16 protein-coding genes are annotated in these 21236 nt (G+C 61.2%); 6 read left to right on the top strand and 10 right to left on the bottom strand.

The features are described from left to right. Positions 1–2 precede the first annotated feature (2 nt). Entirely contained in the window at positions 3–758 is a 756-nt protein-coding gene (locus tag PHS32_RS10270) for a YkgJ family cysteine cluster protein (protein WP_301078858.1), read from the top strand. Continuing rightward, positions 745–1869 carry a hypothetical protein gene (locus tag PHS32_RS10275; RefSeq protein WP_301078859.1) on the top strand — a complete coding sequence of 375 codons (1125 nt, stop codon included), beginning with the start codon at positions 745–747 and terminating at the stop codon, positions 1867–1869. Before PHS32_RS10270 ends, PHS32_RS10275 begins: the two co-directional genes overlap by 14 nt. 29 nt (positions 1870–1898) lie before the next feature. On the opposite strand, the gene PHS32_RS10280 is transcribed toward PHS32_RS10275, so the two are convergent. Continuing rightward, positions 1899–3830: a sigma-54-dependent Fis family transcriptional regulator gene (locus tag PHS32_RS10280; RefSeq protein ID WP_301078860.1), complete on the bottom strand. Its 1932-nt coding sequence runs from the start codon at positions 3828–3830 to the stop codon at positions 1899–1901. Between the two features lie 303 nt (positions 3831–4133). Here PHS32_RS10280 and PHS32_RS10285 point away from each other — a divergent pair, with 303 nt between their 5' ends. From PHS32_RS10285 to PHS32_RS10295, 3 genes are all read left to right on the top strand, one after another. After that, entirely contained in the window at positions 4134–5654 is a 1521-nt protein-coding gene (locus PHS32_RS10285) for an aldehyde dehydrogenase family protein (protein ID WP_301078861.1), read from the top strand. Positions 5655–5966: 312 nt separating this feature from the next. Further along, a complete protein-coding gene (locus tag PHS32_RS10290; RefSeq protein ID WP_301078862.1) occupies positions 5967–6575 on the top strand; it encodes a TRAP transporter small permease subunit in 609 nt (202 codons plus the stop codon). 14 nt (positions 6576–6589) lie between these two features. Then, positions 6590–8353: a TRAP transporter large permease subunit gene (locus PHS32_RS10295; protein WP_301078863.1), complete on the top strand. Its 1764-nt coding sequence runs from the start codon at positions 6590–6592 to the stop codon at positions 8351–8353. A 40-nt stretch (positions 8354–8393) separates the two neighbouring features. Here PHS32_RS10295 and PHS32_RS10300 read toward each other — a convergent pair whose 3' ends face one another. The 8 genes from PHS32_RS10300 to PHS32_RS10335 all read right to left on the bottom strand — a co-directional run bounded on the left by PHS32_RS10300 (position 8394) and on the right by PHS32_RS10335 (position 18566). Then, positions 8394–9782, bottom strand: a complete 1389-nt coding sequence (locus tag PHS32_RS10300) for a hypothetical protein (protein ID WP_301078864.1) — start codon at positions 9780–9782, stop codon at positions 8394–8396. Next, the gene (locus PHS32_RS10305; RefSeq protein WP_301078865.1) at positions 9779–10639 is read right to left on the bottom strand and encodes an ABC transporter ATP-binding protein; all 861 of its coding nucleotides are present in this window, start codon (positions 10637–10639) and stop codon (positions 9779–9781) included. Before PHS32_RS10305 ends, PHS32_RS10300 begins: the two co-directional genes overlap by 4 nt. After that, entirely contained in the window at positions 10636–11028 is a 393-nt protein-coding gene (locus PHS32_RS10310) for a GntR family transcriptional regulator (protein WP_301078866.1), read from the bottom strand. Before PHS32_RS10310 ends, PHS32_RS10305 begins: the two co-directional genes overlap by 4 nt. A 234-nt stretch (positions 11029–11262) precedes the next feature. After that, the gene (locus tag PHS32_RS10315) at positions 11263–12915 is read right to left on the bottom strand and encodes a diguanylate cyclase (protein WP_301078867.1); all 1653 of its coding nucleotides are present in this window, start codon (positions 12913–12915) and stop codon (positions 11263–11265) included. 125 nt (positions 12916–13040) lie between these two features. Further along, entirely contained in the window at positions 13041–14819 is a 1779-nt protein-coding gene (locus tag PHS32_RS10320) for a glycoside hydrolase family 15 protein (protein ID WP_301078868.1), read from the bottom strand. Continuing rightward, complete coding sequence (otsB, locus tag PHS32_RS10325) at positions 14816–15574, bottom strand: trehalose-phosphatase (RefSeq protein ID WP_301078869.1); 759 nt, start codon at positions 15572–15574, stop codon at positions 14816–14818. The genes PHS32_RS10320 and otsB overlap by 4 nt, the downstream gene beginning before the upstream one ends. Further along, entirely contained in the window at positions 15571–17802 is a 2232-nt protein-coding gene (locus PHS32_RS10330; protein ID WP_301078870.1) for a trehalose-6-phosphate synthase, read from the bottom strand. The genes otsB and PHS32_RS10330 overlap by 4 nt, the downstream gene beginning before the upstream one ends. 275 nt (positions 17803–18077) lie before the next feature. Next, complete coding sequence (locus tag PHS32_RS10335) at positions 18078–18566, bottom strand: MarR family winged helix-turn-helix transcriptional regulator (protein WP_301078871.1); 489 nt, start codon at positions 18564–18566, stop codon at positions 18078–18080. A 214-nt stretch (positions 18567–18780) separates the two neighbouring features. Between PHS32_RS10335 and PHS32_RS10340 the strand changes: the two genes are divergently transcribed. Continuing rightward, positions 18781–20133 (top strand): chloride channel protein, encoded by a 1353-nt coding sequence (locus PHS32_RS10340; RefSeq protein WP_301078872.1) that lies wholly within the window; start codon positions 18781–18783, stop codon positions 20131–20133. Positions 20134–20273: 140 nt separating this feature from the next. On the opposite strand, the gene PHS32_RS10345 is transcribed toward PHS32_RS10340, so the two are convergent. Continuing rightward, on the bottom strand, positions 20274–21128 hold the full coding sequence (locus PHS32_RS10345; RefSeq protein WP_301078873.1) for a DUF3014 domain-containing protein: 855 nt from the start codon (positions 21126–21128) through the stop codon (positions 20274–20276). Positions 21129–21236: the final 108 nt, after the last annotated feature.

Genomic DNA, 21236 nt, shown 5'->3' on the forward strand with positions numbered 1-21236 from the left:
ACATGAACCCGGTCGCCTTCACATCCACTCGCCCAGTGCCTGCCCCCACTGCCGTGGGCCACGCATATTTCGCCCCGTTACAACTACAGCGGGACGCGTCCTTTTCCCACACTTGCAAGCGTTGCACGCGCTGCTGCCGGCATTACCGGATTGCGGTGACGCCCTTCGACCTGCTGCGGCTGGCGGACAAGCTTGGAATAAGCACCACCGAAGTGATAGCGCGGCACCTCGACGGCAGCCAGCACTTGCGCCGGCGCAAGGACGGCGCCTGCGAGTTCCTGACGGACCAAGGCTGCGCGGTCCATGGCGGCCGCCCGCTGGTGTGCCGCATGTACCCCCTGGTGCGAAACGTGACGCACCAACGCGAGTGGTTCTCGGTGCTAGCCCAGGTACCGCAGAGCGCCGCCCAGTGGGGGCTCGATGGCACTGTCGCGGCCTACCTGGAGGGGCAGGATGCGCTGCCTTCCATCGAAGGCTATGGCATCTACGCCAGACTGCATTACCGCATCGAACAGCTTTTCAGGCAGACCTTGGCCGGGGCCCAGACCGCCGGCGCGGGCAAGGCAGATGCCCGGGCGCTGAACCTGGGGCTGTTTGCGCACAGCGTTCTCGATCCAGATCCGAGCATTCGGGACTATTGCCAGCGGCACGGCATGCCGCTGCCGACCACCCTGCGCCACAAGGCGGCCTGCCATGTGATGGCCACCGAGGAATGGGCCGTCAACCAGTTGAAGGAAATGAACCATGACAAACTCTGAGCGACGTCTTCACAAGCAGCGCACAGCGGCACTGACGGTGGGTGGCCTGCTGGCCTGCCTGGGCGCGTCGCTGGGCGTCATTCCCGACCAGGCGCTGGCGCAAGCCAATGGCCCGGTGGCTTCCAACGCGGCAGGTACGCCCGGCGCAACAACGGGACCAACCGGCCAGACGACGGCGGCGCGGCAGGCCAAGTATCAGCGCGAGGCGATGGCGCGCGGGGACGGCAGTCAGGGGGCCAGCGGGTTTGGCAAGGTTCTGGCTTCCGGCCCCTGGGCCAACGGACTGACGCCGGCGCAGAAGACGGACGAACAGGCGCGCCGCACGGCGTTGCTGAATCAGGGCATGACGCTGGTCGATCTGGACCGGGCCGACGCCGCGCTGCAGGCCGAAGCGGTCAAGCGCGCACCGCCGGGGGATGCGGCGGCGCAAGCGCAGATGCTGCTGCAACTCAAGCGCAACCGGATTCTGGATTACCAGTTCGGCGTAAGCGGTAGCGCGGCAACCGGGGAGCCCAGCGCGCAGTACAAGCTGCTGCTGCACGATCTGCTGCCCAACGCGCAGCTTGGCAAGACGCAAATCGACGCCGACACTGACATGGAAATCGAGAAGCGGCTCAATATGCTCAAGTCGGGCATGAGCTACCAGCAGGTGGTCGATGCCGAGACCAAGCTGGATGCGGACCTCAAAACCCAGGCGGCGTTGCGTGCGCCGAACGACCCGGCGGCAGCGTTACAGATCTACCAGCAACTCAAGCACCAGCAACTGGTGCAATACCTGTGGGAACATCTTGCTCCGGACCAGCACTACCAGATGCTGCTTCAAGCGATTGCCAAGGAGCCACCGGGAAACTTGACGCCTTTGCAGATCGAGACAGAGGCCGTCAAGCGCATGGCGATGATGAATGCCGGCATGAACTACCAGGATGTAATGGTCGCGGCGGAGGCGCAGCGCAAGCTGCTGATTGCCCAGCAAATGAAAGCGCTGGCGGTCGCGATGCTGGCCCAGCACCAGCAGGGCAAACACACAGCGACAGCGCAGGCGCCGGCGCTACCCAGCCCCACGGTCACGCCCACGGCGCCAGGCAGCAACCGCATCATTCTTTGCAATTAGGCATGGAAGAATTCACGCGACGCCGGACCTCAATCGCTGAGCTTGCGGTACAGGGTCTGCCGGCTGATGCCCAGCCGCCGCGCCGCTTGCGACATATTGCCGCGACTGGCGTCCAGCGCTTGCCGGATGGCCAGACGGGAAAGCTCTCCCAGATTGTGCGAAGCCTCTGCCAGTGACGCTGGCGGCGGCGCGTGCTGCCCGCTAGGCACCAGCGCCGGCGCAAGGTCTTGCAGCCAATCATCCGGCAGATGCTGCCAGGCGATGCAAGTCTCGTGCGGGTCCAGCATGGCACTGGCCGTGCGCAGCAGGTTGACGTACTGGCGCAAGTTACCGGGCCAGGCATGGGCGCTCAGGCGCGCCAGCAGATCGGGTGCGATGTGCAGGTCCAGCTCGGGATGAAGATTGCGCAGCAGGCGCTCGGTCAGGGCCTGAAAATCAGTGCGCTCACGCAGGGCCGGCAGCAGCACGGTAAGGCCGTTGATGCGGTAGTACAGATCACTGCGAAACCTGCCGCTCTCGGCCGCTTCGCGCAGCTTGCAGTGGCTGGCGCAGACCAGGGCGAAATCGACATCGACCGAGCGGCCACCGCCCAGGGGCGTCACGCGGCGCTCTTGCAGCACGCGCAGCAAGCGAGTTTGCAGGCCCAGTGGCATATCGCCAATTTCATCCAGAAAAAGTGTGCCGCCATGGGCTTCGCGCAAACGCCCCGGGCTGCCCTCGCGCCGGGCCCCGGTAAAGGCGCCGGGGGTGTAGCCGAACAACTCGGCCTCAACCAGATTCTCCGGCAGCGCAGCGCAGTTGATGGCGACAAAGGGGCCGTCGCGGCGCGCGCCGCTGTCGTGCAGGGCGCGCGCGAAAAGCTCTTTGCCGACGCCCGATTCGCCTTGAATCAACAAGGGGATAGGTTTGTCCATGACGCGCCTGGCCTTGTCGCTGGCGCTGCGCCAACGCAGGTCGCCGGTGTCGAGTCGGCTCAGGGCATCCTGGGGTGTGGCGCCGGGCAAACTGGCGGCGGAGAGCGCAATCGCCGGAAACGCCAGTCTGTCGGTCTGCACTTGCACAAAACAGGTGGCACCGTCGGCCAGGTGGACCTGGGTCGGCTGGCCCGGTCGGCGCTGCTGGCGCGCCAGCAGATCGTCCAGCCGCACATCCATCGCGCGGGCCAGCGGCGTGGCGCCCAGATCGTGCGCCGTGAGATGCAACTGCGCCAGGCCGCTGCGGTTGGCACCCACAATCCAGCCATCGTCCGACAGCACCAGAATGCCTTCGGCAACGCTGCCTATGCCTTCCAGCTGGGCATGCAGGTGCAGCCGGACCTGACGCCGGCAGGTGGCTGACAGGAGGCGGTTTTCAATCATGCTGGCCGCCATGCTGACCAGCCCCAGGGTGTGGGGATGGCCGCTGCGATGGTCGCCGGAGATGTCGATAATGCCCAGCAGTTCGCCTTTGGCCGACAGGATGGGCGCCGCCGTGCAGGTGAGAAAACCGTTGCGTTCCAGAAAGTGCTCGCCGCCATGTATTTCGACCCCGCTGGCTTCAATCAGGGCCGTGCCGATGGCATTGGTGCCGCGGTACTGTTCGTGCCAGTTGGCGCCACAAGACAGCGCCACGCGTTCCGCCTTGCCAAGAAAATCGGGATGCCCCAGCGTGTGCATCAAGGTGCCGCGCTGGTCGGCCAGGATCACCATGCCCTGGCTGTGGCGCACTTGCTGGAACAGAAATTCCATGACCGGCCGAGAGTGCGACAAAAGATCGACGTTGAAGGCCAGCGTGTCGCGCAAGCCGATGCCACCGGCATGTTGGCTATCCAGCAAACGAGCGCCTGGCGACAGGCCGGCGGCAAGGCTGCGCCGCCAGGAGCGTGCCACCCGCTCGTCTATTCCTTCGACCGGGAAGTCGCCGTGTTCCAGCAATTGCAGGCGCGCCTGGCGCAAGGCCAGGGCCGGTGATGGGTTGCGCAAGCTTGTCTCCTGAACGGATTCCTGTCCGTTCTGTGTCTTCCGAACTACCGGGATCGTAGCGAAAGACCCAATCTCCAGCGATATGAAACGTCTTGCATAGACCAGAAGGATCTTGACTGTCGCGTTTTGTGACAGTTGTCGCGTATCGCACCATGACCTCAGGCCCGGCGGAAAGTCAGGATTTACAAAAAGTTGTTTGAAATCATGGCTCCGCCGCGCCTGATCGAAGCTGGCACGGGACTTGAGGGAAAGATCGGCCCGCAAGGGAATTTTTCAATCTTTCGCCCATAACGAGGAAACACCATGATTTATGCAGCCCCCGGCACCGCTGGTGCCAAAATTGCCTTCAAAGCCCAGTACAACAACTTCATCAACGGCAAGTTTGTGGCCCCGCTCAAAGGCGTCTACTTTGACGTCATCAGCCCGATCAACGGCAAGGTTTACACCAAGGCGGCACGCTCCGGGGCCGAAGACATCGAACTGGCGCTCGATGCCGCGCACGGTGCCGCCGACAAATGGGGCAAGACCTCGGTCGCCGACCGCGCCAACGTGCTGCTGAAAATTGCCGACCGCGTCGAGGCCAACCTGGAACTGCTGGCCTACGCCGAAACGGTGGACAACGGCAAACCGATCCGTGAAACGCTGGCCGCCGACATCCCCCTCACGGTGGACCACTTCCGCTACTTTGCCGGCTGCATCCGGGCCCAGGAAGGCGGCGTCAGCGAGATCAATGAAACCACGGTGGCCTACCACTTTCATGAGCCGCTGGGCGTGGTGGGCCAGATCATTCCCTGGAACTTCCCGATCCTGATGGCGGCCTGGAAGTTGGCGCCCGCCCTGGCGGCCGGCAACTGCGTGGTACTCAAGCCCGCTGAATCAACCCCCATCAGCATCCTGATCCTGATGGAATTGATCGCCGACCTGCTGCCCGCCGGCGTGGTCAACGTCGTCAACGGCTATGGCCGCGAAGCCGGCATGCCGCTGGCCAGCAGCAAGCGCATCGCCAAGATTGCCTTCACCGGCTCCACCAACACCGGGCGTGTGATTGCGCAAGCGGCCGCCAGCAACCTGATCCCGGCGTCGCTGGAACTGGGCGGCAAATCGCCCAACGTCTTCTTCAGCGACATCGCCAAGGCCGACGACGGCCTGTACGACAAGGCGATTGAAGGCCTGGTGCTGTTTGCCTTCAATCAGGGCGAGGTCTGCACCTGCCCGTCACGCGCGCTGATTCAGGAATCGATCTACGACCAGTTCATGGAGCGCGTGCTCAAGCGCGTGGCGGCGATCAAGCAAGGCAACCCGCTGGACTCCGAAACCATGCTGGGCGCGCAAGCCTCCAAGGAGCAGCTGAGCAAAATCCTGTCCTACCTGGACCTGGGCAAGCAGGAAGGCGCGCAAGTGCTGATCGGTGGCCAGCAGGCCAATCTGGGCGGCGACCTGGCCGGTGGCTATTACGTGCAGCCGACCCTGTTCAAGGGCCACAACAAGATGCGCATTTTCCAGGAAGAAATCTTCGGCCCGGTGCTGGCCGTCACCACCTTCAAGGACGAAGCCGATGCGCTGGCCCTGGCCAACGACACGCTGTACGGCCTGGGCGCCGGAGTCTGGAGCCGTGACGGCAACGTCGCCTACCGCATGGGCCGCGCCATCAAGGCCGGCCGCGTCTGGACCAACTGCTACCACGACTACGCAGCCCACGCCGCGTTCGGCGGCTACAAAGAGTCCGGCATCGGTCGCGAAACCCACAAGATGATGCTGGACCACTACCAGCAAACCAAGAACCTGCTGGTGAGCTACAGCGAAAGCAAGCTGGGCTTCTTCTGATCCGGCGCCGGCCGTTCGGTGCATCAAACTGATTGGGGGCGGGCAACCGCCCCCAATTTTTTTGGCGGCCTGGTCGCCTGAAATTGGAACAACCGGGGCAACCAGCCGGCCATGAATAAACAGGGATGTAGCCCTCGCTTGCCCTCGGCCAAGCGCCATCAGTGTTTACCCTAGACCCTAAAATACCGGCGCTTCACGTTTTTCCGGGTCACAACACGTTACGCTCTCGTGTTGGCAAAGGTTGAACCGCGGCGATTTTTTACGGCTCACGGTAACTGGCTGATTTGCAATTTTTCTAATGATGGAGACTCCATGCAGGCGCTTCTAAAACTCTCGAAAGCAGTCGACTGGCTCAACAGCCAGGTCGGCAAACATGTGATCTGGCTGATTTTGGCGTCCACCGTCATCAGCGCCGTCAACGCCGCCGTGCGCAAGATTTTCAACGTCAGCTCCAACGCCTACCTTGAAGTGCAGTGGTATCTGTTTGCAGCCGCTTTTTTGCTGGCTTCGGCTTATACGCTGCTGAACGGCGAACATGTGAAGATTGATGTCATCTACGGCCGCTGGTCCAAGCGCACCCAGACCTGGATCGATGTGTTTGGTTTCATTTTCTTCCTGCTGCCTTTTTGTTCTGCCGTTCTCTGGTTCGGCATTCCGTTCTTCCTCAATGGCTATAACTCCGGTGAAGTGTCTTCCAACGCCGGCGGCTTGATCCTGTGGCCGGTCTACGCCATGATGCCGCTGGGCTTTGGCCTGTTGCTGTTGCAGGGCATCTCCGAACTGATCAAGCGCCTGGCTTTTCTGCAAGGGCTGATTGAAGATCCAACGCACAAAAAGGTCGAAAAAACCGCCGAGGAAGAGCTGGCCGAAGCGATTCAAAAGCTGGCCGAAGAAAAAGCCGCCAAAGCCAACGCGGCTTGATCCCGGAGACACGCATGGAATTTCTCACTGCCAACATTGCCCCCGTCATGTTCGGGGGCCTGATTATTTTTCTGCTGCTGGGTTTTCCGGTGGCCTTCAGCCTGGGCGCCTGCGGCCTGTTCTTCGGCTTTGTCGGCGTCGAGCTGGGCGTCCTGCCCGAAGCGCTGCTGCAAGCGCTGCCGCTGCGCATCTTCGGCATCATGAAGAACGACACCTTGCTGGCGATTCCCTTCTTCACGCTGATGGGCTTGATACTGGAGCGCAGCGGCATGGCCGAGGATTTGCTCGACACCATAGGCCAGTTGTTCGGACCGCTGCGCGGCGGCCTGGCTTTTGCCGTGATTTTTGTCGGCGCCCTGCTGGCGGCGACCACCGGCGTGGTGGCGGCCTCGGTGATTTCGATGGGCTTGATTTCCCTGCCCATCATGCTGCGCTATGGTTATGACCGCCGCGTCGCCTCGGGCGTGATTGCGGCCTCCGGCACGCTGGCCCAGATCATTCCGCCGTCGCTGGTGCTGATCATTCTGGCGGATCAACTGGGCCGCAGCGTCGGTGAAATGTACAAGGGCGCCTTCATTCCCGGCTTTGCCCTGACCGGCCTGTACGTCGGCTACGTCGTGCTCCTCACCTTTATTCGCCCGACCTGGGTGCCGGCCTTGCCGATCGAGGCGCGCACGATCCGCGAAGACAATGGCAAAAGCGGCCTGCGCTCGCTGCTGCTGCTGACCATCGTGTCCAGCGCCCTGGCGATCTACCTGGGACAGAACTACGCCAAGGTCACCAGCTGGCTGACCGGCGAAACGGTGCTGACCGTGGCCACCGACGAAACCATCGTGGTATCGCTGTGCGCCGGCGTGATACTGGCTTTTGTCATCGCCTTGTTCAACAAGGTGACGCGCCTGGGATTGCTGTCGCGCATGGCCGAGCGCGTCACCTTTGTGCTGATTCCGCCGCTGCTGCTGATCTTTCTGGTGCTAGGCACCATTTTCCTGGGCGTCGCGACACCGACCGAGGGCGGCGCCATGGGCGCCATGGGCGCCTTGATCATGGCCATGAGCCGCGGCCGCCTGAGCATGAAACTGCTCAAACAAGCCCTCACCTCCACCACCAAACTGTCCAGCTTCGTGGTCTTCATCCTGGTCGGCTCGACCGTCTTCAGCCTGGTATTTCAAGGGGTCGACGGCTCCAAATGGGTGGAGCATCTGTTGACCTCCGTCCCCGGCGGGCAGGTCGGCTTCCTGATCGTGGTCAACCTGCTGATCTTTTTCCTGGCCTTCTTCCTGGACTTCTTCGAACTCTCGTTCATCGTGGTGCCCCTGCTGGCGCCGGTGGCGGAGAAAATCGGCATCGACCTGATCTGGTTTGGCGTGCTGCTGGGCGTGAACATGCAGACCTCCTTCATGCACCCGCCGTTCGGTTTCGCCCTGTTCTATCTGCGCAGCGTGGCGCCGAGCCGGGAATACACCGACAAGCTGACCAAGAAGCTGATCCAGCCGGTGACCACCATGCAGATCTACTGGGGTGCCATGCCGTTTGTGCTGATCCAGATCATCATGGTGGGGTTGATCATCGCCTTCCCCGGCATCGTCTCCAGCGGCCTCGACAAGACCGAGAAAGTCGATCTGAACACGGTGGTATTGGAGGCCCCGGCGGAAGCACCCGCCGCGCCGGCGTCCGATCCGACCATGGGTGATGCCGCTCCGCCCGCCAACGACAAACAGAGCGATGACGACCCGATGAAAGCGATGCAGGAGTCGATGGACAAGGCCAAGAAGTGAGGCGCTGGCCTAAGGCCGAAACCATCCTTGCGCTGTGAGCTCAACGCAAGCGAAGAGAGGGCAGCAGTTTCTTGACGGTCCACAGCCGGTTCGACAGGACGGCCAAGCCAAAGGTGGCGATCAATAAGCCGCTCACATAGGAAGGACCCACTGAAAACAAGGTAGGACCGCGCGATTGGCCAAAGGCCCACAGCATGGCGCCGCCGAGCAGCAGAAGCGTGACGGTCAAGGAAGAAAGTAGCACGACGAAAGCTCTGACGGAAGCTGCGCCCATCGCGCGAAGAACCACTGCGAGGCTGGTCGCGAAAAACCATTCCAGCGGGAACACACGGTACTTCCACGCCGTTTCCAGGGTGCGGGAAACGGGGACGTCGAACGCCGCCCAGTTCACCATCGTCCAGAGACTCGCCAAGAGCAACAGGGCCAGCATTTGAAAGGTCAAGGTGGTACGCAAAATAGGCCATCCGAGTTGCCCACGATGCAAGCCGCCAGGGGCCAGCAACTGGCGCCAGTGCAGGTCTTTGCACACCACCGAAGGCACGGTCAACAAAGCAACCAATCCGAAACCAAGCAAATGGTAGGGGCCAATATTGCCGTGCCACGGCACAGCCAGCCCCTGAATCGCCACCGGTGCAATCCAGAAGAGCGAGCTGAACTCTTTAAACAAGGTCCAGAAAGGCGAGGTCTGGACCAGGTTGTCTGAAGTTCGATTGCGGGCAACGGGGTTCAGCCGGGTGTAGCGTCGCGCGTAAGCCGAACTGCGTGACCAGAAACCTTTGGCTGATTGACCCGTGCCTGCCGGCGCCATCGGTGCCTGGCGCTGCCAGATCGTCATCAGCCAGTACGCCAGCAGCGGCCACGAGAGGGCCAGCAGTCCCTGCAAAACAAAGGACGTTTGTCCCAGTTGGTTTGGAATATTTACAAGACCTATCGTCAAGGTCGCGAACAGAGTTAACAGCACGCCACCAGCCACAATAGCCCAGGCCCAGGCACGGTGCAGCAGGCCATGGTTCGACAAAGCCGCGAGGGTGCTCAGGCTCAATATCGCCGAAAACATTGCGACGGCGCTACTCCATTGCCAGGGAGACTCAGACAGCAGCAGCAGGGCGACGGCGCCCAGCACGAGAAGGCCCCAAACGCGCATCGCTTCGGCCAACGAGCCGCGCAACCAGGCACGCCAAAGGTGTTCCGGCGTGCGCAATTGACCGAGCACGCGGGCGCCGCTGGCGATGGCTAGCGACTGCCGCCGGCCCTGCACCAACAGGCACAGACCGGCCACAACGATCCAGACTTTGACGCCTGCAGCGCGGCCTGGCATGGCGCTGTTGACAAGCAGCACAAGCCAGAACACAGCCAAAATCAGCAGTGTCGCAGCCATGATCATCCGCGTGAGGTCAGGTTGCCGCCTGAATGACAAGCTGGTTTTCACGAGTTCAACTCCACAAACAACTCGTCCAGCGACAAAACGCGTCCGGCATCGACCCAGTGCGGCGCCAGGCGGGTGTCGATCACGCACTGCGCGGCTTTCGGGTTTTCGCAAACGATTGCGGAAGCTGGCAGGCCGACCGCCGGCAGGGAAATCAATCGAAAATGCTCCAGCATCGCATCCCAGGCTTCAAACAATTGCAAGCGGCCTTGGCGGATAAATGCCACGTGGGACACGACGCGCTCCAGGTCGGTCAGCAGGTGGCTCGAAATAATGATGGTGCGCTCGCCGCCCGGCACACCGTCTTCTTCTCCCAATGAGCGGTCCACAAACAGCGCACGCATGAATTCGGCGCGCGTCATCGGGTCCAGATTCGAGACCGGCTCGTCCAGTAACAGCAGGTCCGGATCGTGCGCCAGCGCCAGCACCACGGCGAGCTTCTGCTGATCCCCGACGGACAGGTTTTTCACCGTGCGCCCGATCGGCAAACCCATGCGAACCGCCAGCAGCAGGCAGCGTTCCTCGGTCCAGCGCGGGTAAGCCTGGCCGATGGTACGCAAGTGCTCGAAGACTTCCATCCACTCGAACAAGTCCGGGGTTTGCGCCACATAGCCCAGGCGTTCGCGCACCGCATCGCTCAGGTCCATCGACGGACAGCCCAGCAGGCGCGCCTCGCCCTGACTGGGCTCGGCCAGCCCCACCAGGCAGCGCAGCAGGGTCGACTTGCCGGCGCCGTTGCGCCCGACCAAGCCGACGACGGCACCACGTGGAATGGCCAGCGTGATGTGGTCGAGAATGGTGGCGGCCTCGACATGCAGGCTCAAACAGTTGATTTCGATCACGGGTTCATCGAGGTTCATGGAGCTTCCTTTTTGGACCATTCGTTCAGACAGGTTTGAAATGCAGCCAGCGCCTGCTTGTCGTCCAGACCCAACTGTTTGGCGATTTGGCTGGCAGTGCTCAGTGCCGGGCGCAGCAGCGCCAACTTGTCCTGCTGCGTTGACCGGGCCCTGGTTTGGGCGATCACCATGCCCAGGCCGCGCCGGCGCTCCAGCAGCCCTTCGGTTTCAAGCAGGCTGTAGGCCTTGCTGACCGTCATGGGGTTGATGGCGTGGTGCAAAGCGACGACGCGCACCGAGGGCAAATCGTCACCGGGACGCAACTGTCCGCTGGCCACCAAGCGGCGCACCTGTTCCACGATCTGGCGGTAGATCGGCGTCGGCGCATTGGGAGCGATGTCGAAATTCATTGTGCATCAGTGTATCACTAATGCAATACACATCATGACAAAAAAAATCACACCCTATTCAGGTTTCCGAAATTCACGACACTGTTGCGCAAAAACGGATCCGATGTTGTCATTGCGGGCCTGACCCGCAATCCATGGATGCCGGATCGGGGTCCGGCATGACAGCGCCTCCTGCTGCGCGTGTCACGGATTAAGGAACCCTCAATGGCCGCGGCTCTCTCGAGGACCGACAGCCTACTGTGCACCAAGCACCAGGTCGGGCGCCAGTTCCACCCGGTTGCGGCCATTTTCCTTGGCACGGTACATGGCCTCGTCGGCGCTCTTGAGCAGCAGCACTTCGTCGGCACCATGTTCGGGGAATACCGCGACGCCGGTGGAGGACGAGACCTTGAGCTGCAACCCGGCAATTTCAATGGTCTGGTTGAGCCGGTAGCGGATTTTTTCGGCGACATCCAGCGCATCCTGCGCTTTTTCAAGCCCTGACAGGATCACGACAAACTCGTCTCCGCCCAGGCGCGCAACGGTGTCGGTCTCGCGCCGCACGCATTCCAGCATGCGCCGGGCTACTTCCTTCAGCAGCAGGTCGCCCACGTGGTGGCCATGCATGTCGTTGACGGGCTTGAATTCGTCGAGGTCTATCATCAGCAGCCCCATGCGCTTCTTGTCGCGCCTGGCCTTGGCCAGGCCCTGGCGCAAACGGTCGGAAAACAGGGCGCGATTGGACAGCCCGGTCAGCACGTCGAAATGCGCCAACTGCTGCAAGCGCTCTTCCAGCGCCTTGCGCTCCGAGATGTCGGTGTGGGTGCCTATCATGCGCAAGGGTTTTCCTTGCGCATCGCGCGCCACCACCATGCCGCGCGAAAGTATCCATTTCCAGCTACCGTCCCGGCACTGCATGCGCCGTTCATTCACGTAGCTTGGCTTTTCTCCCCTGAAATAGGCCGCGCGGTCGGCCTCCACCCGGGCCAGATCGTCCGGGTGAACGCGCGCATCCCACGACTCGTTGCGCGCCTCCAGTTCGTTCTCGGCAAAGCCATAAATTTCCTTGTAGCGTTTTGAAAACACCACCTTGCCAGTTTGCAGGTTGCGGTCCCAAACCCCGTCGCCGGCGCCTTCCAGGGCAAACTTCCAGCGCTCCTCGCTCAAACCCAGGGCCTGCTGGACTTTTTCGCGCTCGCGATTCTGCTCATCAATATGGTCCTGCGCTCTTTTCACAATCACCGACAACGCCAGGTACAGCAGAGCCAGCAAGCCGACCACGGCGCCAACGACCAGCCGCTGGCGCTGGTCGATTTCGGCCACCAGGAGGGTGGCATCGCCGTAGATCTCGAACACGCCGCTGACCTTGCCGCTGACCGGGTCGTAGCGCGGCACATAGGTCTCCACCAGATCGCGGTTCTGCACCTCGCCCTCGAACGCGCTGAAAGTGTCCTGGTGCACCAGCTCGGAACCGCTGACACCGCGCAAGCCGTCCATCACACCGGCATTGTTGTGTTTGTCTTCACCGATCTGCTTGAGTTCGGTCGAGTAGATGGTCATGCCCTTGAGGTCATAGACCTTGATCTTGAAGATTTTGGTACCACTCAACAGCCGCAGCACCTTGCTGTGCACAACCAGGGTCTGCGGCTCGGTCTGAAGCTCGATTGCCGACTTGCCGGCGGACGCCGCCAGCAGCGGCACGAAGTCCCGGTCCCACATCTCGTTGGCGATAATCTTGGCGTGATTGACGTGCTCGTTTTCGTAGCCGCTCAACAACCCGTCTATGGCCAGTTTGCGAAAAACGTAGCCCAGCAGAACTGCCACCACGAGAAACGCGACCAGACTGGCGGTGGTGAAATACCGCAATAACTTGAAATCACCTTTGTCGCTGGCAGTTGCGTTAACCATCCGGTCCATCTCCTGCGCAGATGGTAACCACAATTTCAGGCCAAGCCTGGGCTGTCGGACACTTTCACCATGCGAACCGATTGCGGCAGATCAAGGCAAACGCTGAACCATGGCTTTCACAGGTGTCAGAAAGCCTGATCCCAGCGAATCGACAGTCGGATGGCGGCGTTGATCAATCCCACCATGCTGTAGGTCTGCACGAAGTTACCCCACTGTTCGCCACTGCACAAATCGATGTGTTCCGCCAGCAAGCCATGCGGGTTGCGGCAAGCTAACAATTTTTCAAAAAGCGCACGCGCCTCGGCGCCACGATCCAGTGTGGCCAGGGCATTGACGTACCAGAAAGTGCAGACGATAAAAGCATTCTCCGGTTCGCCGAAGTCGTCCTTCTCCACATAGCGGAAAATGAAATCCCCTCGGCGCAAGTCCTTTTCCACGGCAGCGACGGTAGCGGCAAAACGCGGGTCGCTGGCGTCCAGAAAACCCAGCTCGGCCAGCAGCAACAGGCTCGCATCCATGGCTTCGCCCTCGAAGGTCGCAACAAAGGCGCCACGCTTTTCGCTCCAGGCGCGCCGGCTGATGGTTTCGTGAATCTGGCGCGACTGATCCAGCCAGTAACTGGCGCGCTCGGCCAGCCCCAGTTGCGTCGCGATGCGGGCCAGGCGGTCGCAAGCCACCCAGCACATCACGGCTGAGAAGGTGTGCACATGCGCGCTGCCGCGCAATTCCCACAGGCCCGCATCCGGTTGGTCATGGCAACGTCTGGCTTGCTCGCCCAGCGATTCGAGGCGGCGGAACAGCGCGCTGTCGCCATGGCGCGTCAGGCGTCGATCGAAAAACACGCGGGCGGCGGCGAGGATGACCGAACCATAAACGTCATGCTGTACTTGCCGATAGGCCAAATTGCCCATGCGCACCGGCCCCATGCCACGATAACCCGCAAGCGCCGCTACTTCGCGTTCGTCCAGTTCAGCGCGACCATCAATGCCGTAAACCGGTTGCAGCGGGCCGCCCTCGGCCCGGGCAGCAATGTTGAGGATGTAACCAAGATAGCGCTCCATGGTGCGGGTGGCGCCAAGCTGATTCAGGGCATTGATCACAAAGTAGCCGTCGCGCAGCCAGCAGTACCGGTAGTCCCAGTTGCGGCTGCTGCCCGCCGCTTCGGGGATCGAGGTTGTCATGGCGGCGACGATGGCGCCGGTGTCGTCGTAGGCGTTGAGCTTGAGCGTGATGGCCGCCCGAATGACGGCTTCCTGCCACTCAAAGGGGATGCCCAGATTGCGCACCCACTCGCGCCAGTACCGGGTGGTTTCTTCCAGAAAGCGGCGCCCGACCTCGCTGGCGGCCTCGTGCACCGTTTCGTCGGCGCCCAGCAGCAGGGTCACGGTGTCCTCAAGAAAGAACGGTGTTTCCTGCATGATCGCGGTCAGCGAGGCGTCGGTGGTCAGCCGGAGCGTGAGCATGGGTGCCACGTAGCGGATATGGTTGCTGCCCCAGGTCAGCGCGGGACGACTTGCGCCGTCGCCGCAGGCCGGGCGCAAACGCAGTGTCAACCGTGGACTTCCGGCCAGTCGCTGGATGCGGCGCACCAGCATCATGGGCCGAAACCGGCGTCCATGCTGACCAAAGCGCGGCGCAAAGTCAGTCACCTCGACGGCGCCGCCATGACGATCGTAAAGGCGCGTGACCAGAATGGCCGTGTTTTCCAGATACGCCTGCTCGGTCCGTTCGCAATCGAGTAAATCAACCGAGAAGAATCCGTAGTCATCCGAGTCCTTGAGCAAGGCGCAGAACACCGGATCGCCATCAAAACGGGGAAAACAGGCCCAAGTGATATTCGCCCTCGCATCGACCAAGGCACCGACGGTGCAATTGCCGATCAGGGCCAGATCGAGCGTTTTCATAGACTGCCTTTCAGGGCCTCACCCAGCCAGCGGTGGACGGCGACGACATCGGGCAGGCGAAAGCGCGCGCAGCTCACCCCCTTGCCGACCTTGATCGAAACCCCGTCCAGCCGGTTGACCTCGGCGAATGCGTGCTCGTCGTTGAGGTCGTCGCCGATGAAAACCGGACGGCGCCCCTTGAAGGGCGATTCCATCAGGTATTCGGCCACCGCCGTACCCTTGTCGATACCGGCCGGCTTGATCTCCACCACGCGCTTGCCGCGCTGCAGTTCCAGGCCTTGCCCCTGCGACTTGAGCAAACGGTCCATCAACCGATGCACGTAAGCCGCCAGTTTGGGGGCCAGTCGATAATGCAGCGCCAGCGTCAGACCCTTGTCTTCCAGCAACAGGCCCGGGTGGCGCGCCAGAACCGGTGCCAGAGCCTCCTTGATCGCGCACTTGGCGGCCGGCAGGGTGGAATGAATCCACAAACGCCCGAGGCTATCGCGCCGTTCCAGTCCGTGCAGTCCCGCCAGCGGCAGCCGCGGCAGCCCAATCAAATGCTGCAAATCGGAAATCATGCGGCCACTGATCAGGGCCAGGGCGCCGCCGCTGGCGCGATGCAGACCTGCAATCAGATCGAGCAGGGTCCGGTCCACCAGGACCGCCTGCGGCGTATCTGCGATGTGGATCAAGGTGCCGTCCACATCAAGAAAATAGGCCCATCCCAAGCTGGCCGGGGGCGGCAAGGGGGAACGCGAAATCTTCCTCTTCATAAGGTCGAGGTATCTCGTTTGTCGGTCAGTCGATCCCGCCGACGCATGGCGGCGGCATCCAGCAGCATGCGCCCGGCCCAGCGAAAGACGTTGAACTCGGCCACCAGGCCGCGCATCAAGCGCATGCGGTCGCGCTGCTCGGTGGCCGGCATGGTCAAGGCCATGTGCAGGGCGGCGGCGCACTGGTCGGCATCGTAGGGATTGACGATCAGCGCTTCCGGCAATTCCCGCGCGGCACCGGTGAACTCAGAGAGGATCAGCACGCCACGCTCGTCGTCACGGGCGGCGACAAATTCCTTGGCCACCAGGTTCATGCCGTCGTGCAGGCTGCTGACGAAGCACAGGTCGGCGGCGCGAAAATATTCATACACCGCGCGCGGCTCGTGATGTTCGATCTTGAGCACGATGGGCGGTGGCCCCTGGCGCGCAAAGCGGGTGTTGATGCGCGCGGCCATGGTTCGTACCTGCGCCTCGTGATGCTGGTATTCGTCGATGCCCGAGCGCGTCGGCGCGGCGATCTGGACAAAAGTGAAGCGGCCGATCCAGTCCGGGTTCAGCTCCAGCAGACGCTCAATGGCGCGCAGGCGTTCCACAATACCCTTGGTGTAGTCCAGGCGGTCGACGCCGACGCCCAACTTGTGTTCCGGCGGCAAGTCGTTCAGTTGACGGATGGCGTTGCGACAGTCCGGCACACTCTTTTGCAGCATTTCCGCCTCCGGCGGCCAGGCAATCGAAATCGGGTAACGGCGCACGGCGGTGAGCTTTGCCCCAAAGGATACGTTGAAGGACTCCCGGTCCACCCGCGCTTCCAGAAACCGGTCCACCGTATCGACAAAGTTGTTGCAGTGAAACTGGGTATGAAAGCCCAGTATGCTGCTGCCCAGAAGGCCGGCCAATACCTCTTCGCGCCAGGGGCAGATCGCAAAGGATTCGGGGTTGGGCCAGGGGATGTGCCAGAAGGTGATGATGGTGGCATCCGGCAATTCCTCGCGGACCATCTTCGGCAACAACGCCAAGTGGTAGTCCTGCACCAGGACGATGGGGTCCTTGGTCTTGGCCTCGCTTACCACCGCCCTGGCGAACTTGCGGTTGACTGCCACGTACTGGGCCCAGTCGCTCGACCGGAAGGTCGGCCGCACATGGGCAATATGGCACAAGGGCCACAGCCCCTCGTTGGCGAAGCCGTAGTAGTAGCCGGCTTCCTCCTCGGGGCTGAGCCAGACGCGGCGCAGCTGGTAGGCGGGCTTTTCCGGCGGCACGCCGACGCGGTCGTTCTTGTCAACCACCTCGCGGTCGGCCGAGCCGCTGCCGTGGGCGATCCAGGTACCCGAGCAGGCGCGCATGATGGGTTCCAGCGCAGTGACCAGCCCGCTGGCCGGTCGCGTCACCTCGACGCGTTCGCCGCGGCGCTGGTGGATGTAAGGTTCGCGATTCGATACGACAATCACGTCTTCGCCACTGAGTTCGCTGTGCAGGATGGTGCGCAAGGCCTCCGGCGTCCAGGTGACCTGGCTCTCGTCGCGCGTGCGCGTCTCGGCCTCCAGCTCGCGCACCAGTCGCTGCAGATCACGGGCAATGGGCTTGAACCCAGGCAGGTCGGGTTGGGTGTCGAACTCAGGCTGGCGCAACAGACCTTCGCCGCGCAACAGGGAGCGCATGCCGGCCATCCAGCCGCGCCACGAAAGCTGGGCAATGATGACCGTGATGAGCGAGACCGCGGCCGCCAGCGCCATGAAGAAATAGAAGACGTAGCGCTTGGTCTCCTCGCTGCGGCGGGTGATGAAACTCATGTCGTGCACCAGCACCAGGCGGCCGCCCGGTGCCGCCTCGCTGACCATCGGCTTCACCGCCACATGCAGGGGGCCTTGAGTGCTTTGCAACAAATGGTCGCCGGGCTGTTCCCAGCGGTCCAGCACGGTACAACGAATCTCGGCCGGTAGCGAGCGGCTGGCCAGGGCGGTGCTGGTCGGCGATGCGCAGTAGCCGACCGCATAGAGCCGCTCACCCTGGGTGATGCGGTTGAAGAATTCCTGGATCTTGGCCTTCTTGCCGGCTGCCAGCTGTTCTTGCAAAGGATCCTGGATGGTGTTGGCAATCAGCGAGGAACGAATCTCAAGATCGCGCACGAACCAGCTTAAAGTCAATCGGTCGACCAAAGGGGCTACTGCGTAGGCAATGCCCGCCAGCACCAGTAGCAGGGGCAGAACGAAGCGCAAAGACAATCTCATGTATTTCCCGTCTCCGAGTAAATCGACACCAAGATTCCAACTTCAAACAATTCATCTGTACCAGCTGAAAGAAGCGGCGCATTCACTTCCGCGTGGAAATTATCTTCCATATACATTTGTGCCAATGTATCATGAACGTATCTTCGTCCATGTTTGAGGCGGCTAACTAACTAAACAGGCCTCTGCTGCTCACTTCGATCACCATGGTCGGCGTTTGCATGCCAGCGCTTTCGATTGATCGTCCCAGGCCGGCAAGTGAGTGGCGATCGGTGGTTTCAGATTTCCGCCAACGGTGTTTCTTCGGCTGTTTCATCGACCTTGAGAAGACCGATCAACTCGCACAAATCCCGGTCCATTCGGATCAGAGTCGCAGCACTCAAGTTGCTGAGAGCGGCCGGCAAAACACCCTCGAATGGACCCGACACCTTGGTCAAAAGCTTCCTCCCGGCCGGCAAAATTTTCAGCCGGACGTTGCGCCTGTCGTCTGGCGCCTTGGCCATCGTGATCAACTCTTTCTGCAAAAGTATTTTGATCAAGTTACTGGCGGTGGACTGATGAATATCCATATTTGATGCGATAGCACCCATCCCGATGCCGGGATTTTCCTTGATCAGGCTGAGTGCCCAGACCTGTGCACCGCCCAGTCCAACCTGTTTTTCGATTTGACGGAAATGGGTTCGCACCGCATTGAAGACCACGCGAAATCTGCGCAGTACTTTCGCTGGCGTGATGGGCTCTGTTGTTTTGGAGGTGTCTGGTTTCATGGAGGCGTCGTCTGGAAGCAGATAAACCGTGATGATAGGTTGATTTGAGGTAACGGCAGTGACTTAACCGGAATACGCCTACTTGCTCATCCTGCAACGCTTGGCCTATTTTACACAATACATTTGTTACAATGCATAGCTTGTCTTTGACCACTCAATTCACGCGATTTCGGTACCAACAAGAAAGTCACAAATGCGGTCGGAACCTCACGTTATGTCTGCGCTCAAACAAGAGCTCTATGACTGGCAATTGTGGACTGGTCGCGCCATGGTGATCGCCTTTGCGGCGCTTGCCGGCATCACGGTTGTTGCGTTCACCTGGCTTACCGAGCACGCGTTGGCGCAGTTTTTTTCCGTGCAAAGAAGTCACTGGTGGGCACCCTTGCTTTGGACACCGGTTTCGACTGCGGCCATTGTCTGGCTCACCTTGCGTTTCGCCCCCGGGGCCGCTGGATCGGGCATACCGCAGGTGATGGCGGCACTCGAGCCCGATGCGCAGGGACCGGCAAGAAGTATGTTCGTATCCGTGCGGCTATCCGTGGCCAAGGTGGCATTAACGGCTTGGGGTCTGCTGGCCGGTTTGTCGCTGGGGCGGGAAGGTCCGTCCGTTCAGATTGCCGCCGGGGTCATGCACCAGGCTCGGCGCTGGATCCCCAAGCGATCTCAAGTTTCGGCGCACAGCCTGTTGATTGCCGGTGGTGCCGCCGGAATCGCCGCCGCGTTCAATACGCCACTGGGTGGCGTGATGTTTGCCATCGAAGAGTTGGCGAAAAATCCCGAGCAACGGAGCAATGGATTGATATTGGCGGCGATTGTCATGGGCGGGATGATGGCGGTATCCGTCTATGGCAACGCCAGTTATTTCGGCGTCATCAGGATTGAGCAATTCGGCAGCGCGCTCATTTTGCCTGGTCTGCTGGTCGTCATTTGCAGCGGCATTGCCGGTGGACTTTTCTCGCGCCTGCTGATTGTTTCGCTGGCCGGTCGTTCACTTGACTGGTTCAGCGCCTATCGGCGCAATTCCCCGGTCAAGTTTGCTGCCGCCTGCGGCTTGGCGGTGGCGATTCTCGGGCTGGTCAGCCAAGGCGAAACCTATGGCAGCGGTTATGCCCACACCCGCGCGATGCTGGACAACAAAGGCGAAACGGTTTCGCTCTTCGTTTTGTTCAAGTTCATTGCAACCTGGCTAACCACATGGTCGGGGGTACCGGCGGGGATTTTCGCGCCCTCGCTTGCCATCGGTGGCGCTTTGGGCAATGACATTGCCCAACTCACCTCCCAGGCCAACGCGCCCACCCTGATTGCTCTGGGCATGGCTGGTTTTCTGGCCGCCGTGACGCAAGCGCCGCTGACTGCCTTCATCATCGTGATGGAAATGGTGGATGGGCATGCGCTGGTATTGAGCTTGATGACCAGCGCCATGCTGGCAAGTGTAATTTCCCGCTTGATCAGTGCACCGCTCTATTCAACCTTGGCCCGGCTACAACTTTTACGTTTGCCATTGCGTGACGCGCAAAAAAAAGGAGCCCCGAAGGGCTCCAAACTCGTTCCGTCTCGCCAACCCTAATCTCGAGTTCAGGTAAGCAATCCTATTATATTTGCTCAAATGGGAATTTGCCGGAACTGACGCATGACAATTGCTTTTCCGGTTCAATGAGTGGAGTGCGGAAAACGGGCAACGGCCCACCGCGCTGTCATATTCCGGCTCTATCGGTCGGCGCCGCGAGTTGTAATGCGCTCACGAAACTCCGCCAGCTTGGCTTTGATCATCCGCGCGTTTGCACTGCCCATGCGAAGAAGAATCTTTTGGCCGGCGGGGCGGGATTCCAGAGAAGGGTCCGCGAATTCGTATCTGAGCCAGGGCCGGGTTATCGGGATCGATCCGTGAACATCGGTCAAGGTCAACTTGACAGGCCCTGTCAGTTCGGGCGTTTCCAGAAGTTGGTCAATCACTTCGACCAGTCGATCGTTGAAGTATTTGCCTGGATAGCCCAGTTCTTCGTAGGCCTGCTGGAACAGCGGATACAGCCGCAGGTACAGCGCAGTGGCCTTCGCCGTATCGACCGACGTCCCGAATCGGATGAACGGCGTGTAGCGCTCGGCATTGCCATCGGCCAGATAGGTGCCGTCGCCACGCTCGACGACCAAGGTGCGCCCGGGCGTGGGCAGCACCGGCCACAGACGCGACGCCGCCTGTCCCCGGGCCAGGTTGTCAACAGTGACCACGACGTGGCGCACAAAATCATCGACCGCCAGGAACGAGAGTACTGCCTTTCGACCTAGCAAGTCGATCAAGGCATTTTTCGCGAAGCCGTCCGAATTGCCGAGTGTCGGCAGCGTCACTGGCCCCGCGACCGATGATTGAAGCGCTTCAACCGGATGATGGATCACCGGCTTGGCTGGAGCAGCCGCTTCGACAGCTGACGGCAGTGCGGCTATCGGCGCCGGCTTCACTGTGGGTACCGGTACTGCGCGCTGTCCATATTGCAGCCACAGGTATTCGGCACCGCCGAGGCCAACCAAGAGAAAGACAACAACGAACCGCTTTGACGAATACTTCATGAAGTCCTCATGGTGTTTGTGTACCCATTTCGATCCCAGCGGTGGTAAACCCGTGCCTCAGTACGGGTCTCCGGTGAGCCGATGAAGCTTTCAGTTCAGCCTATTTGC

The organism is Rhodoferax sp., from assembly GCF_028714215.1.
GTDB lineage: Bacteria > Pseudomonadota > Gammaproteobacteria > Burkholderiales > Burkholderiaceae_C > Rhodoferax.

Coding starts and splice junctions, on each gene's coding strand:
- PHS32_RS10270 (WP_301078858.1), top strand. CDS start 3: ATGAACCCGGTCGCCTTCACATCCACTCGCCCAGTGCCTGCCCCCACT.
- PHS32_RS10275 (WP_301078859.1), top strand. CDS start 745: ATGACAAACTCTGAGCGACGTCTTCACAAGCAGCGCACAGCGGCACTG.
- PHS32_RS10285 (WP_301078861.1), top strand. CDS start 4,134: ATGATTTATGCAGCCCCCGGCACCGCTGGTGCCAAAATTGCCTTCAAA.
- PHS32_RS10290 (WP_301078862.1), top strand. CDS start 5,967: ATGCAGGCGCTTCTAAAACTCTCGAAAGCAGTCGACTGGCTCAACAGC.
- PHS32_RS10295 (WP_301078863.1), top strand. CDS start 6,590: ATGGAATTTCTCACTGCCAACATTGCCCCCGTCATGTTCGGGGGCCTG.
- PHS32_RS10305 (WP_301078865.1), bottom strand. CDS start 10,639: ATGAACCTCGATGAACCCGTGATCGAAATCAACTGTTTGAGCCTGCAT.
- PHS32_RS10310 (WP_301078866.1), bottom strand. CDS start 11,028: ATGAATTTCGACATCGCTCCCAATGCGCCGACGCCGATCTACCGCCAG.
- PHS32_RS10315 (WP_301078867.1), bottom strand. CDS start 12,915: ATGGTTAACGCAACTGCCAGCGACAAAGGTGATTTCAAGTTATTGCGG.
- PHS32_RS10320 (WP_301078868.1), bottom strand. CDS start 14,819: ATGAAAACGCTCGATCTGGCCCTGATCGGCAATTGCACCGTCGGTGCC.
- otsB (WP_301078869.1), bottom strand. CDS start 15,574: ATGAAGAGGAAGATTTCGCGTTCCCCCTTGCCGCCCCCGGCCAGCTTG.
- PHS32_RS10330 (WP_301078870.1), bottom strand. CDS start 17,802: ATGAGATTGTCTTTGCGCTTCGTTCTGCCCCTGCTACTGGTGCTGGCG.
- PHS32_RS10335 (WP_301078871.1), bottom strand. CDS start 18,566: ATGAAACCAGACACCTCCAAAACAACAGAGCCCATCACGCCAGCGAAA.
- PHS32_RS10340 (WP_301078872.1), top strand. CDS start 18,781: ATGTCTGCGCTCAAACAAGAGCTCTATGACTGGCAATTGTGGACTGGT.
- PHS32_RS10345 (WP_301078873.1), bottom strand. CDS start 21,128: ATGAAGTATTCGTCAAAGCGGTTCGTTGTTGTCTTTCTCTTGGTTGGC.